This window comes from Kineococcus sp. NBC_00420 (assembly GCF_036021035.1).
Lineage (GTDB): Bacteria > Actinomycetota > Actinomycetes > Actinomycetales > Kineococcaceae > Kineococcus.
The window spans coordinates 4,756,179-4,769,772 of the sequence record NZ_CP107930.1 but is presented as its reverse complement, the minus strand read 5'-3'; the positions used below and the strand labels follow the sequence as shown (position 1 = coordinate 4,769,772).

The 13,594-nt window shown below is 73.0% G+C and carries 13 protein-coding genes; 4 read left to right on the top strand and 9 right to left on the bottom strand.

The window, feature by feature from the left end; all coding sequences use genetic code 11:
* Positions 1-14 precede the first annotated feature (14 nt).
* Genes OG218_RS23345 through OG218_RS23330 form a run of 4 tightly spaced genes read right to left on the bottom strand, consistent with a single transcriptional unit; the run spans position 15 to position 4,109 of the window.
* Positions 15-647 carry a thiamine pyrophosphate-dependent enzyme gene (locus OG218_RS23345; protein WP_328295609.1) on the bottom strand — a complete coding sequence of 211 codons (633 nt, stop codon included), beginning with the start codon at positions 645-647 and terminating at the stop codon, positions 15-17.
* Complete coding sequence (locus tag OG218_RS23340) at positions 644-1,144, bottom strand: thiamine pyrophosphate-binding protein (protein WP_328295608.1); 501 nt, start codon at positions 1,142-1,144, stop codon at positions 644-646. Before OG218_RS23340 ends, OG218_RS23345 begins: the two co-directional genes overlap by 4 nt.
* Positions 1,141-2,622 (bottom strand): NtaA/DmoA family FMN-dependent monooxygenase, encoded by a 1,482-nt coding sequence (locus OG218_RS23335; protein WP_328295607.1) that lies wholly within the window; start codon positions 2,620-2,622, stop codon positions 1,141-1,143. The genes OG218_RS23340 and OG218_RS23335 overlap by 4 nt, the downstream gene beginning before the upstream one ends.
* Positions 2,619-4,109: an aldehyde dehydrogenase family protein gene (locus OG218_RS23330; RefSeq protein WP_328295606.1), complete on the bottom strand. Its 1,491-nt coding sequence runs from the start codon at positions 4,107-4,109 to the stop codon at positions 2,619-2,621. The genes OG218_RS23335 and OG218_RS23330 overlap by 4 nt, the downstream gene beginning before the upstream one ends.
* 116 nt (positions 4,110-4,225) lie before the next feature.
* On the opposite strand from OG218_RS23330, the gene OG218_RS23325 reads away from it, so the two are divergent.
* Complete coding sequence (locus tag OG218_RS23325) at positions 4,226-4,777, top strand: hypothetical protein (RefSeq protein WP_328295605.1); 552 nt, start codon at positions 4,226-4,228, stop codon at positions 4,775-4,777.
* A 192-nt stretch (positions 4,778-4,969) separates the two neighbouring features.
* On the opposite strand, the gene OG218_RS23320 is transcribed toward OG218_RS23325, so the two are convergent.
* The 3 genes from OG218_RS23320 to OG218_RS23310 are packed head-to-tail and all read right to left on the bottom strand — an operon-like array spanning position 4,970 to position 8,383.
* On the bottom strand, positions 4,970-6,496 hold the full coding sequence (locus tag OG218_RS23320; protein ID WP_328295604.1) for a PucR family transcriptional regulator: 1,527 nt from the start codon (positions 6,494-6,496) through the stop codon (positions 4,970-4,972).
* 7 nt (positions 6,497-6,503) lie between these two features.
* The gene (locus OG218_RS23315) at positions 6,504-7,004 is read right to left on the bottom strand and encodes a nucleoside deaminase (protein ID WP_328295603.1); all 501 of its coding nucleotides are present in this window, start codon (positions 7,002-7,004) and stop codon (positions 6,504-6,506) included.
* Positions 7,001-8,383, bottom strand: a complete 1,383-nt coding sequence (locus tag OG218_RS23310; protein WP_328295602.1) for an amidohydrolase family protein — start codon at positions 8,381-8,383, stop codon at positions 7,001-7,003. The genes OG218_RS23315 and OG218_RS23310 overlap by 4 nt, the downstream gene beginning before the upstream one ends.
* A gap of 74 nt (positions 8,384-8,457) precedes the next feature.
* Here OG218_RS23310 and lipB point away from each other — a divergent pair, with 74 nt between their 5' ends.
* Positions 8,458-9,126: a lipoyl(octanoyl) transferase LipB gene (gene lipB, locus OG218_RS23305; RefSeq protein ID WP_442906549.1), complete on the top strand. Its 669-nt coding sequence runs from the start codon at positions 8,458-8,460 to the stop codon at positions 9,124-9,126.
* Positions 9,127-9,157: 31 nt separating this feature from the next.
* On the opposite strand, the gene OG218_RS23300 is transcribed toward lipB, so the two are convergent.
* Both OG218_RS23300 and OG218_RS23295 read right to left on the bottom strand, forming a co-directional pair.
* Complete coding sequence (locus OG218_RS23300; RefSeq protein WP_328295600.1) at positions 9,158-10,048, bottom strand: glycosyltransferase family 2 protein; 891 nt, start codon at positions 10,046-10,048, stop codon at positions 9,158-9,160.
* Between the two features lie 163 nt (positions 10,049-10,211).
* Complete coding sequence (locus OG218_RS23295; protein WP_328295599.1) at positions 10,212-11,144, bottom strand: LLM class F420-dependent oxidoreductase; 933 nt, start codon at positions 11,142-11,144, stop codon at positions 10,212-10,214.
* Positions 11,145-11,194: 50 nt separating this feature from the next.
* Here OG218_RS23295 and OG218_RS23290 point away from each other — a divergent pair, with 50 nt between their 5' ends.
* Both OG218_RS23290 and lipA read left to right on the top strand, forming a co-directional pair.
* Positions 11,195-12,571, top strand: coding sequence for a serine hydrolase domain-containing protein (locus OG218_RS23290; RefSeq protein ID WP_328295598.1), 1,377 nt, complete (start codon positions 11,195-11,197; stop codon positions 12,569-12,571).
* 21 nt (positions 12,572-12,592) lie between these two features.
* The gene (gene lipA, locus OG218_RS23285; RefSeq protein ID WP_328295597.1) at positions 12,593-13,594 is read left to right on the top strand and encodes a lipoyl synthase; all 1,002 of its coding nucleotides are present in this window, start codon (positions 12,593-12,595) and stop codon (positions 13,592-13,594) included.

Sequence of the window (13,594 nt, the reverse complement as noted above, 5' to 3'; positions counted from 1 at the left end):
GTCACCCGCCCGTGTCAGTTGTGCTCGCTCGGGCCCATGATGGTGATGCCCTCGGTCGCCTCGACGTGGCGGACGAAGACGTACTTGTCCTCCCGGCCGTCGGAGTGCTTGCGCTTGATCCCCGGTTGCAGGATCCCGTCGGTCTTGGCGACGAGCACGTAGGGTTCGTCGGCCGCGAGTCCCGCGGCGCAGTGGGCGTCGAACTCGTCGAGGTCGCTGGTGACGAACGCCTTCTCCACACCGCAACCACGGGCGATCGCGGCGAGGTCGACGCGACCGCTGGCGGTGTGCGTCCTCGGGCCGCCGATGGACTGGTACTGCTCGTTGTCCCACACCACGACGAAGAGGTTCTTCGGCTGTTCGTTGCCCAGGGTGGCCAGGATGCCGAGGTTGAACAACAATCCCCCGTCGGTGTCCAGGGACACGACCCGCCGGTGCGGCAGCCCGACGGAAAGGCCGAACGCCTCGGGGGTGACGCACCCGAGCTGCTGCTGGAAGAGGCTGGCGCTGCGCATGTGCGGGGCCGCGTCGTACCACTCGTCGACCGCCCCACCGAGGGACAGGACGACGAGTTCGTCCTGCAGGCGGGCCCCCAGCTTCTCCATGCACTGGTAGCGGGACATCCTGGCCGTCGTCGTGGTGCTCATCGGACGATCCCTCCGCCCAGCACGACGGCCGAGTGGTAGTAGGCGTTGTAGGACCAGTCGTAGGAGTCGGTGATCGCGCGTTCGATCTCGGCGACCTCCCGCACGATCCGGTAGGGGGTGCGCAGGGCGTCGAGCAGCGGTTCCATGGTGATCCCGTGCGGGATGGCCCACCAGTTGTTCTCGCCGAGTTCCCCGCGGTAGCTCATGAGCATGATGACGGGGATCCCGGCGCCGAGACCCATCCGCGCGAGGTGCTCCGTCGCGGCCCGCAGCCCGGAGTTCTCCATGACCAGGGCGGCGCGCTTGCCGGAGAGGAACACCCCGCCGCAGATCGCGGCCCCCTCCCCCTCGTTGGTCACCTGGATGGTCCGGATCTCCGGGTCGGCGTCCAGGGCGGGGTAGAGCTCCTTGAGCAGGGAGTCGGGCAGGTACGCGACGACGCTGACGCCGGCCTTCTTCAGCCCGGCGATCACCGCCTCGACGGCTTCGGGGGTCATACGCTCGTCTCCTCGATCTTCGCGGGGCCGGGGACCGAGAACCGGCTCCCCGGGTGGGTCGGTGCGAGCCGGCCACCGGGACGACCGGACAGCCTCTCGCGGAGCGTGGGGCCGGAGGCTCCTGTCGTCGTGGGGCCGGAGGCTCCTGTCGTCGTGGGGCCGGAGGCTCCTGTCGTCGTGGGGCCGGAAGACTCGCCGAGCAGACCGCGGTCGCGCAGCAACGGCTGGACGAGCTCGATGAACTCCTCGTAGCACTCCTGGCCGCCGAACGTCGGTTCGAGCATCAACCCGTCGACGTCGCTGCCGGTGACGATGGCGGTCAGCTCGTCGGCGACCTCCGGGGGGGAACCGGTGACCTGGAACCCCCGGATCGCCTTGCGCCGGAAGTCGTCGAGGACGTGCCCGACGGTCGGGACGGGTTCGCCGGGCCGGACGAAGCGGTTGACCAGGGTCTGCCCGGAGTCGCTGGGCGGCAACGCCGTCAGCGGGGTCGTGGGGTCGACCTCGCGGAGGTCGAGGCCGGTGAAACCGGCGAACACCACGGCCGCGTCCCGCACGGCGAAGCAGGCGTCGAGCTCGGCGCGCTTCTCCCGCGCGGCGGCGGGGTTCTCCGCCACGGTCACGGTCACCCCGGTGATGACCTTCACGTCGTCGGGCCGCCGCCCGTGCCGGACGGCCTGGGCGCGGATGTCGGCGACGTGCGCCCCGGCCTGCGCGATCGTCTGGCCCTGGATGAGGACGGCCTCGGCGTTGCGCGCGGCGAACGCCCGGCCGCGGGCCGAGGTCCCGGCCTGGAACAGGACGGGGGTGCGCTGCGCGGAGGGGGCGACGGCGAACTGCCCCGACACCCGGAACGCGTTCCCGGAGTGCTCGGTGCGGTGCAGCCGGGCCGGGTCGGCGTACACGTTGGCGCCACGGTCCCGCAGTTCCGCACCGTCCTCCCAGCCGCCCTGCCACAACTGCAGGCACACGTCGACGAACTCGTCGGCGACGTCGTAGCGCGAGTCGTGCGTCCCCGACGCGGCCACGCCGAACAACCCGTCCGTCGTGGACTGCGACGAGCCGGTCACGACGTTCCAGCCGATCCGTCCGCGGGTGTAGTGGTCCAGCGACGCGAACCGTCGGGCCGTCGCGTAGGGGTGCTCGACCGTCGTCGGGGAGGTCACCACGAAACCCAGCCGCTCCGTCGCCGTCGCCAGCGCCGGGATCGCGAGCATGGCGTCGAGCGCGGGGAACTGCAGGCCGTGCGCCGCGACCTCCACGGGCAGCGATCCCCCGATCGTGGGGTAGCCGTAGGTGTCGGCGAAGAAGAGGAAGTCGAACCCCGCGCGGTCCAGCGTCCGGGCGAGCCGGATCCAGTAGCCCAGGTCGTCCCAGTCGTCACCGCGACCGCCCGGGTGGGTCCAGGTCGGCATGCCGTTGCTGGGGTTGATCATCTCGAACACCCCGAGGGCGATGCGCTTGCGTCCCGGGGTCACAGCAGCCCCACCACGGTCTTGGTCTCCAGGTAGTTCTCCAGGCCCTGCGGCCCGTTCTCGTACCCCCAGCCGGACTCCTTGTGCCCACCCTTGGGCAGTTCGGGGCCGAGGTAGGAGTGGCAGTTGATCCACACCGTCCCGGACCGGATCCGGTGCGCCACCCGGTGCGCGGAGCTGAAACCCTGCGTCCACACGCTGGCGGCGAGGCCGTAGCGGCTGTCGTTGGCCCAGGCGAGGACCTCGTCGAGGTCGTCGTAGGGCGTGACGGTGACGACGGGCCCGAAGACCTCCTCGCGCACGATCCGGTGGTCCTGCGCGACCCCGGTCACGACGGTGGGTTCCACGAACGTCCCGAGCTCGCCGCTGCGCCGTCCGCCGCTGACGACCTCGAGACCGTCCTCGCGCAGGTAGCCCTCGACGCGTTCGGCCTGGGCGGTGCTGACCAGCGGCCCGAGGTCGGCCTCGGGGTCGAGGCCGTGCCCCAGCCGCAACCCCCGGCCGAACGCGGCCATCCCCTCGACGAGCCGGTCGTGCACGTCGCGGTGGGCGTAGACCCGGGAACTCGCGACGCAGACCTGGCCGCCGTTGTCGAAGATGCCGCGGGAGATCCCCTCGACCGCCTCGGTGAGGTCGGCGTCGGGCAGCACGATGGCGGGTGATTTGCCGCCGAGTTCCAGGGTGAGGCGTTTGAGGTTCCCCTCGGCCGCACGGAGCAACCGCTTGCCGACGGCGGTGGACCCGGTGAAGGCCACCTTGTCGACGCCGGGGTGCCCGGCCAGCGCCTGGCCCGTCTCGTGGCCGTAGCCGGTGAGGACGTTGACGACGCCGGCCGGGAACCCGGCCTCGACGACGAGCTCCGCGAGGCGCACCGCGGTGAGCGGGGTGTTCTCGGCGGGTTTGAGGACCACGGTGCAGCCGGCAGCCAGCGCGGGGGCCAGTTTCATGCTCGCCATGAGCAGCGGTGAGTTCCACGGCACGATGGCCGCGACGACGCCCACCGGTTCGCGGCGGGTGTAGGCGAGGACCTCGCGCCCGACCGGGGTGCGCGAGAGCGAGGTGGGGATCGTCTGGCCGAGGATCTTCGTGGCCCAGCCGGAGTAGTAGCGGAACTGGTTGATCGCGGCGGGCACCTCCCCGAACCGCGCGGTGCGCAGGTTCTTCCCCTGGTCGAGGACCTCCAGCTCGGCGAGCTGCTCGAGGTCGGCCTCCAGGAGGTCGGCGAGTCGCCACAGCAGCTTGGCGCGCTCGGCCGGGGTCGTCCCGGTCCAGGCCGGTCCCTCCAGCGCGGTGCGGGCCGCGGCCACGGCGGCGTCGACGTCGCCGGCACCGGCCCGAGCGAGCTCGCCCAGGACCGCACCGGTGGCGGGGTCCGTCGTGCTGAACGTCCGGCCGTCGGCCGCGGGCCAGAAGGCGCCGTCGATGAGCAGGCCGTGCGGAGAGCGGTCGAGGAACTCCCGGGTGCGGGTACCGGGGGCGGGAACGGTCACGGACGGTCCTTCCGGAGGGGGACGGCGAAGCACAGAGCGCGCACAGTCGCGCCAGGGTGTTCTCGCGGGGAGGCCGCCCACCGTGGGGTTCTCACCCGATCCGAGGAGGACGCGCGATGAACCACACCCCTGGTGGCCCGCAGGACGACCACCGCCGCGACCAGCCCGTCGAGGGCACCGTGGTCCCCAGCGGTACGAGCCCGATCGGTTTCACCGGCGCCCCCGCCCTGGCCACGACCGGTCCCACGACCGGTCCCTCGACCGCGCCGGTCTGGCCGCACAGCTACTGGGCCGCGACGCCGCTCGCCCCCGGTGGCGCTGCCCCCACCCGTCGCAGGCGCTGGATGCCGTTCGCGCTCACCGGTGCCGGACTGGTCCTCCTCGTCGGCGGCGGGGCCGGCGGTTACGCCATCGGGCACGCGAACGCGGGAGGTGTGGCGACGTCGCCGACGGGGCAGACGGGCCAGCTCGTCCCCGGCACGACCGGGCAGTTCCCCGGACAGCTCGACGGTTCCACCGGTCGGTTCGGCGCACCGCCGGACCTGAGCGACGGCTCGGGCGGGCAGCTCGACCAGCAGGACGGGACCACCGACGGGACGACTGGCGGAACCACCGACGGGACCACGGACGGGACGAGTGGCGGGACCGACGACGGCACCACGACCTGAGGGCGACGTCGGGCTGTTCGACACGGTGCTCCTGTCCACGGGTGGGGGTGCCCCCAGTGAACTCCCCGGCACGCGGGTTCGGCCACGTGCGATCGGACGAAACCACCGGGCCGCGAGCCCACCCTCCCGGTGCCTGCGACCACCAGGTTTCCGCGGTGTTTCGTCGACGTTGCGACGAGCTGCGTGCGGGGTTCAGCCGTCCCCGGGGGCGGGACGGCACTGCAGCGCCAGGAACACGTCGACGCGGTCCCGGATGGTGGAGAGGTCGCGGCCGGTGACCTCCTCGATCCGGGCGATGCGGTAGCGCAGGGTGTTGGGGTGCACGTGCAGCGCCCGGGCGGCGTCCTGCCAGGACCCGCCGTGGTCGAGGAAGACCCGCACGGTGCTCACCAGGTCGGCGCCGTGACGGCGGTCGTAGTCCTCGAGCTCGCCCAGGACGCCCGCGGCGAAGGCCGTCCGGGCGGAGGCGGGGAGCATCCGCAGCAGCGACCGGTGGTCGCCGCCGGCCGAGGAGTCCAGCAGCACCACGGTTCCGTCCACCGGCCCGGGGCGGGCGTCGAACTCCCCGAGGCGCTCGGTGGCGACGGCCAGCGCGCTCGCCAACCCCCCGACCCCGGTCACGGGGTCACTGGTGGCCACGACGAGGGTCCGCCCGTCGAGCAGGTCGAGGGGTTCGGGCAGCGCCTGCGTCAGGCGCGTGCCCAGGTCCGGTGCGGCGGGAGGTTCCGAGAGCACGGCGGTGGCGGTGACCGCGTGCAGCCCGACGGCGATCCGCACACCGTCGCCCGCGCCGACCCGGCCCAGCAGTTCGACGAGGGCCTCGACCGGGAACTCCGCTCCGGTGGTCCGGGCGAGCAGGACCCGCAGGGGTTCCTGCGGGTCGAGCGCGGCCAGCCGGGACAGCGCGGCGACCTCCCCCCGGGGCAGGGACTCGTCGGTGGCGGCGGCGAGGAGCCCGGAGGTCCGCTCCCAGCGCGCCGTGCGGGACCGGTGGGCGAAGCGCAGTTCCGGGCGGAGCACCGCGGCGAGCGTGTCGAAGGCCCGGGCCGCCTCCGGGACGAGGTCCGCACCGGGGTGGTGGGCCACCAGCCGGGCCCGCGAGGGCGGCGGCCCGAGCGGCCACCACGTCACTCCGACGGAGGGGGCCTTCCCGGCCCAGACGGCGACGACGAGCTCGGCGTCGAGGTCACCCGCGACCACCGGCACGGTGCCGTCGTCGTCGACCACCCAGCAGTCCACCCCGAACCGGTCCCGCACGAGGGTCAGTCCCCGCTCCAGCGTCCCGTCCGCGACGGTCTGCTGGATCCGCGCCGCGAGTTCCGCCGCGGGCGACGTCGCCGCCGGTGGCCCGCCGACCCCCTCGACGACGGCCTGCACGACGGAGCCGAAGGAAGCACCCTCGGGCAGCGTCGCGACGACGAGCCCCTCGCGCCGGGCGACCTCGACGAGTTCGGGCGGGACCTCCCCGAGTTCCACCAGCCCCAGGACCAGGGCGGTCGCGCGGGCGCCCAACAGGGCCCGGACGAACCGCTCCACGCCGTCGGGGCGTTCCACCCAGAGACCGTTGGAGAGGACGACGGTCCCCGGACCGAGGAACCGCGACGGATCGGGCAGATCGGTGATGAACGCGCCGGTGACCGGGAGTTCTCCTGCGGTACCGCCGCCGACGACGACGCGCAGCCCGAGGGCGCGCACCCCGACCAGCTCCGACAGCTTCACGGGAGGCTCAGACCCAGAAACCCTCGTGCACCGCGGCGGCCTCGTCGGCGAGCGCCGGGCCCGCCACGCGCACGACCCGCTGCCCGGCGTTGAGCACGGCGGCGCTGGAGAGGGCCATGGTCGGGTTCTCCTCGTGGTCCCCGGTGAGTTCGGCCAGCCGGGCCTCGCTCAGGGCGTGCACGACCCGGCCGATGCCCGACCAGTAGATCGCCCCGGAGCACATCGCGCAGGCCTCGGCGCTGGTGTAGAGCGTGAACTCCGCCAGCGCGGCGGACCCGAAGGCCTGGAACGCGGCGCGGGCGAGTTTCAGCTCGGCGTGCGCGGTGCAGTCGCCGTCAGCGGGGACGCTGTTCTCCGACTCCAGGACGACGGCTCCGGACGGGTCGACGAGCACGGCCCCGAAGGGGTGCTGGCCGTTCTCGCGGGCCCGGCGCGACACCACGATGGCGTCGCGCAGACGCGCGAGGTCGGTCTCGGTGACCGGGGTCACGGGGGTTCCGGTGCTCACGGCACGACTCCTTCCGGCTCGCCGTTCTCCGCGAGCCAGGCGCTTCGACGGGCGAAGAGGCCGGGGACGGCGGCGTTCGCCCGGGCGATGACCTCGTGCAGGTCCGCCGTGAGGAGTTCCCCACCGCGGACGACGACCTTCCCGGCGACCATCGTCAGGTCGACGTCGGACCCCCGGACGGCGTGGACGAGGTTGTGGTGGACGTTGGTGTAGGGGCCCGCGGTGAACAGCGGCGTCATCCGCGGGGTGTCGAGGCGCACGGCGATGACGTCGGCCTGCTTGCCCGGTTCCAGCGATCCCGTGGTCTCGTCGAGCCCCATGGCGCGGGCACCGCCGCGGGTCGCCATCTCGAGGACCTGCCAGGAGTCCATGGCCGCCGCGTCGAGCGTGCGCAGCTTCCCGAGCAGGGAGGCCACCTTCATCTCCTCGAACAGGTCGAGGTTGTTGTTCTCCTTCTCGCCGTCGCTGCCGATCCCGACGGCCACCCCGGCCTCGAGGAGTTCGGCGACGGGGGCGAAACCGCTCGCGAGCTTCATGTTGCTGACCGGGTTGTGCGAGACGCCGCCACCGCGGGCGGCGAGGAGTTCGATCTCGGACGGGTCCAGCCAGACGGCGTGGGCCAGGACCGTGCGCGGGGTGTCGAAGAAACCCAACCGGTCGAGGGCGTGCACCGGACGGGCGCCGTAGCGCTGCTGGAACTGCTCGATCTCGACCTCCGCCTCGGAGCAGTGCGTGTACAGCCCCGTGCCGTACTCGTTGGCCAGGGCGATGGCGCGGCGCTGACCGGCCTCGTCGGCGTAGAAGGGGTGTTCGAGACCGACCCAGGGCACGATGCGGCCGTCGGCGGCGCCGGCCCACTCGCGCAGCATGCGCTCGTTGTCGTCGAGGGTGTCGAAGTAGTCGTGCTCGGGGTGGGCCCCGACGTAGTTCACGGTCACGAGCCGGTTCCCCAGCTGCGTGGCGGCCCGAGCGGCGCCGTCGAGGTAGCGCCACATGTCGACGACGGTCGTCGTGCCGGAGAGCAGACCCTCGGCGTAGCAGAGCCACGCGGCGGCCTCGGCCTCCTCGGGGCGCAGCACCCGGTGCATCGGGTCGATGTGCAGCCGGAGCCACTCCCAGACCGGCAGGTGTTCGGCTGTGCCGCGCAGCAGACCGGAGTGGTGGTGGGCGTTGACCAGACCGGGCATGAGGACCCGACCGGGCAGGTGCTCCACCGTGGCGTCGGGGTGAGCGGCCTGCACGTCCTCGGGCGTCCCGACCGCCACGATCGTCTGGCCGCTGACGGCCACGGCCCCGGGGGCGAGGATGCGGTGCCGCTCGGGACCGGCACCCGCGAGCGGCACCACGACGTCGGCGGTGAGGATGGTGGTGAGGGGCACGGGCACAGGGTCCCAGAACGGCCGGCGGGCGGGGACCTCGGGACCGCGCGTCGTAGGCTGACCCGGTGCGGGGACTGGAGCTCGGGGTGGCGGCGCTGCAGGTCGAGCGGGTTGCCCTGGGGTCGCGCCCGGTCGACTACCGCGAAGCCTGGGCGCTGCAGCGGGCCCGGCACACCGAGGTCGTCGCGGGTGATCGACCGGACACCGTCCTCCTGCTGGAGCACGCCCCCGTCTACACCGCCGGCAGGCGGACGAACTCCTGGGAACGTCCCGACGACGGAACCCCCGTCGTCGACGTCGACCGCGGTGGGCGGATCACCTGGCACGGACCGGGACAACTCGTGGGGTACCCGATCGTGCGGCTGCACGGGGCGCTGGACGTCGTGGGGTACGTGCGCCGCCTCGAGGAACTCCTCATCGCGGTCTGCGCCCGGTTCGGTGTCGAGGGCTACCGCGTGGCGGACCGCACCGGCGTCTGGACGGGAGCCGAACCGCTGGCCCCCGGGTGGCGTTCGGAGGGCAAGCTCGCCGCGATCGGGGTGCGGGTCGCGAAGGGGGTGACGATGCACGGTTTCGCCCTGAACTGCGACACCGACCTGCGGGGTTTCAGCCACATCGTCCCCTGCGGTCTGCCCGACGCCGGAGCGGCGTCGCTGAGCGCCCGGTCGGGGCGCCGCGTCGGCGTCCTCGACGCCGCGGACGTCGTCGAGGAACTCCTCCCCGCCGCGCACCTCCCCGGCTGAGGTATCCCGGCGACGGGCTCGGACCGGGAGCTCAGATCGGGAGCAGCTGGATGGCCGACCCCTTGGCGTAGCGGGCCTGCAGCGCGAGCCGCTGCGAGGACGAGCTCGCGGCGTCGCGCAGGACGTCCCACATCTTGCGGTAGCGGGTCGCCCTCCAGCGCAACAGGTTCGCCGGCGGGTTGTCGGGGAAGAACGTGCGGTGGACGGCAGCGTAGTCACCGGTGCCGATCCCGTGACCGGCCGAGGCCTCGTGCAACCGGACGTGCAGGGACGGGGTCGCCACCTCCACGAACCGGCCACGCAGCAGCAGTTGCCCGAGGAGGACCTGGTCCGAGCACGGGTAGCTGCCGAGCTGGTCGGTCCCCCACACGGCCTCGCTGCGGATCAGCCCGGACAGGTAGGCCAGCACCGCGATCGAGGAGCGGCCGTTGATCATGTCGAGGAACTGCGCCATCCGGCGACCCGGGTCCTCGTCCCAGCTGAACGAGGCCAGTTCCCGGTCGCCGCGGGCGGGGCGCCCCTCGGCGTCGATGAGGTCCCAGGTCGGCACGGCGAGCACCACCCCGGGATCCGCCTCGAGGGCGGCGACGCAGTCCGCGAGGTTGGTGCGGTCGACGAGGTCGTCGGCCATCGCCCAGCGGAAGTACTTCCCGCGGGAGAGCTGGAACACCCGGTTGAAGTTCTTCGCGAGACCGATGTTCCTCGGGTTGCGCAGGTAGCGGACGCGGTCGTCGCTGGCGGCGAACCCCTCCGCGATCTCGCGCGTGCGGTCGGTCGAGGCGTTGTCGCAGACGATGAGCTCGAAGTCGGTGTACGACTGGTCCAGCAGCGCCTCGAGGGTCTGCTCGAGGTACGCCTCGCCGTTGTAGACGGGGACGCCGACGCTGACCGTGGGCGCATCCGCACGTTCGTGCTCCCGCACTGTGCCCTCCCACCCTGACCCGACCCCGGAACTCGGTGTCGACTGCTGCGAGGGTGCACCGGCCGGGACCGCCACCACAACTCTCACCTGGGGTGACACCGTCACCCCAGGCGGACCGTGCGTCATCCCTCCCGCCGTGTGGGGGAGGGACGACACCGGGGGGTCAGAGCTGGGGTGCGACCTCGGCGGCGATCAGCTCGAGGTGGTCGAGGTCGTCCAGGTCCCAGATCTGCAGGTAGATCCGTTCGACCCCGGCCTCGGCGTAGCGACCGATCGCGTCGACGACCTCCGCGGGCGTTCCGGCGAGCCCGTTCTGCCGCAGTTCGTCGGGGTCGCGGCCCTCCGAGCCGATGTGCCGCGCCCGGCGGGCCACCTCCTCCTCGTCCCGACCGCAGCACACGACGAGGGCGGAGGAGTAGGCCAGCGAGGCGGGGTCGCGCCCCACGAGCGAGCACGCCTCACGCACCCGGCCGAAGGCGGCGGCCGTGTCGGCCGGTGAGGAGAACCCGGAGTTGAACTCGGCCGCGTACTGCGCCGCCAGCGCCGCCCCGCGCTTCTTCCCGGCCCCGCCGACGATGATCGGCGGCGGCGACTGGACGGGTTTGGGCAGCGCCGGCGAGCCCGTCAGCCGGTAGTGCTCACCGGCGAAGTCGAACGTCTCCCCCACGGGCGTCGCCCAGGACCCGGTGATGAGGGCGAGCTGCTCGGCGAAGCGGTCGAAGCGTTCCTTCAGCGGGGGGAACGGGATGCCGTAGGCGGTGTGCTCCTCCTCGTACCACCCGGTCCCGAGGCCGAGTTCGACGCGGCCGCCGGACATCTCGTCAACCTGGGCCACCTGGATGCCCAGCACCCCGGGGTGGCGGAAGGTCGCGGAGCTGACGAGCGTGCCCAGGCGGATCGAGGTGGTGTCGCGGGCCAGCGCGGCCAGCGTCGTCCACGCGTCGGTCGGACCGGGCAGGCCGGAGCCGCCCATGGTCAGGTAGTGGTCGGAACGGAAGAACGCCGAGAACCCGGTCTGCTCGGCGGCCACGGCCACCCGTCGCAGGTCCTCGTAGCTGGCGCCTTGCTGGGGTTCGGTGAAGATGCGCAGGTCCACGCCCCGATCCTGCCGGGTGGCCCGGAGGCGAGCTCTGGCAGGGTCGGAGCATGGACGTCACGTTGCTGCCGGGCACCACCCGCACCCTCGAGCACCTGCTCGCCCGTGAGCAGAGCAGTTCCCGGTTGCCCTCGGTGGTGGCCGGTCTCGTGCGCGGTGGGAGCCTGGTCTGGAGCGCCGCCGCCGGGAGCACCGGGGTCGAGGCCCCCCTGGACGCACGCGACACCCAGTACCGGGTCGGGTCGATCTCGAAGACGTTCGTCGCGGCCGCGGTGATGCGCGCCGTCGAGGACGGTCTCGTCGGTCTCGAGGACCCGGTGCGCGCGCACCTGCCCGAGCTCACCGACGGCGTGGGGCGGGTGAGCGTCGGCCAGCTGCTCGGCCAGGCCGGCGGCGTGCAGGCCGAGACCGACGGGCCCTGGTGGGAGCGCACGGAGGGCGGCGACTGGGGCTCCCTCCTCCCGATCCTAGGCGCCTCCGCCGTGCGGCACCGCCCGGGCACCCGCTTCCACTACTCCAACGTCGGTTTCGGCGTCCTCGGCGAGCTCGTGGGACGGGTCCGCGACAGCACGTGGCGCGACGTCGTCGCGACCCAGTTCCTCCTCCCCCTCGGCATGTCGCGCACCACGATGCGCCCGCAGGCCCCCGCCGCCCGCGGTCTGGCCGTGCACCCGTGGGCCGACGTCGTCCTGCCCGAACCCGAGCACGACGCCGGCGCGATGGCCCCCGCCGGCCAGATCTGGTCGACGGTCGCCGACCTCGCGCGCTGGGTGGGCGTCGTCGCCGGTACCTCGCCGGTGCTGCGGCGCGACACCGTCGAGGCGATGTGGGAACCGCAGAGCGTCGACGACGCCCGCGGGGGACCCTGGTCGGTCGGCTACGGCCTGGGGTTGCAGCTCTGGAACGTCGAGGGCCGCCGCCACGCCGGCCACTCCGGGTCGATGCCGGGGTTCGTGGCCATGCTGCGCGTCGACGTCGAGACCGGCGACGCGGTCATCGCCCTGACGAACTCGACCTCGGGGTTCGGGGACCTGCCGAGCCGGTTGCTGTCGACCCTCGCGACGCAGGAACCGCTCTCCCCCGCGCCGTGGGTCCCGCGGGAGGTCCCCGCCGACGTCCTCGAGCTCGTCGGGCCCTGGTACTGGGGGCCCACGCCGCTGCTGGTCCGCGCCACGAGCGACGGCTTCGAGCTGGGGGGCATGACCGGGCGCGGGCGGGCGTCCCGCTTCGTCCCCGCCGGCGAACCCGGGACCTGGCGCGGGCTGGACAACTACTACGCGGGCGAACTGCTGCGCCCGGTCCGCGGCGCCGACGGCATCGTCGGCCACCTGGACCTGGCCAGCTTCCGCCTCACCCGCACCCCCTACGACCCCGGGGCCGACGTCCCCGGCGGGGTCGACCCCCGGGGGTGGGCACCTCGCGGGTGAGCCCGACGTAGGCTGGTGGGCGTGACTCTCGCACCGGAAGGGCGGCGGATGCTGCGCATCGAAGCGCGCAACGCCGAGACGCCGATCGAGCGGAAGCCGTCGTGGATCCGCACGAAGGCCCGCACCGGTCCGGAGTACACCGAGCTCAAGGGCCTGGTGAAGTCCGGCGGACTGCACACGGTGTGCGAGGAGGCGGGCTGCCCCAACATCTACGAGTGCTGGGAGGACCGCGAGGCCACCTTCCTCATCGGGGGCTCGGAGTGCACCCGCCGCTGCGACTTCTGCCAGATCGACACCGGCAAGCCCTCGCCGCTGGACCGCGACGAACCGCGCCGCGTCGCGGAGTCGATCGCGACGATGGGGCTGCGCTACGCCACGATCACCGGGGTCGCCCGTGACGACCTGGCCGACGGCGGCGCGTGGCTCTACGCCGAGACGATCCGCCAGACCCACGCGCACAACGAGGGCACGGGCGTGGAGATCCTCGTCCCGGACTTCAACGGCCGCCCGGACCTGCTGCAGCAGGTGTTCGACGCCCGGCCCGAGGTGTTCGCGCACAACGTCGAGACCGTCCCGCGCATCTTCAAGAGCATCCGCCCGGCGTTCCGCTACGACCGTTCCCTCGACGTGATCACCCAGGGCCGCGACGCCGGGCTGGTGACGAAGTCGAACCTCATCCTCGGCATGGGTGAGACCGACGAGGAGGTCCTCGAGGCGCTGGCCGACCTGCACGGTGCGGGCTGCGACATCATCACCATCACCCAGTACCTGCGGCCGACCCCGCGCCACCACCCCGTGGCGCGGTGGGTGAAGCCGGAGAAGTTCGTGGAGTTCTCCGAGGCGGCCGAGCGCCTCGGCTTCTCCGGGGTCATGGCCGGTCCGCTGGTCCGCTCGTCCTACCGGGCAGGCCGCCTGTGGGCGCAGGCGATGAAGAAGCGCGGCGTCGCCCTCCCCGAGCAGCTGGCCCACCTGGACAAGGAGAGCCCCGCCGCACAGGAGGCGTCCAGCCTGCTCGCGCGCTGA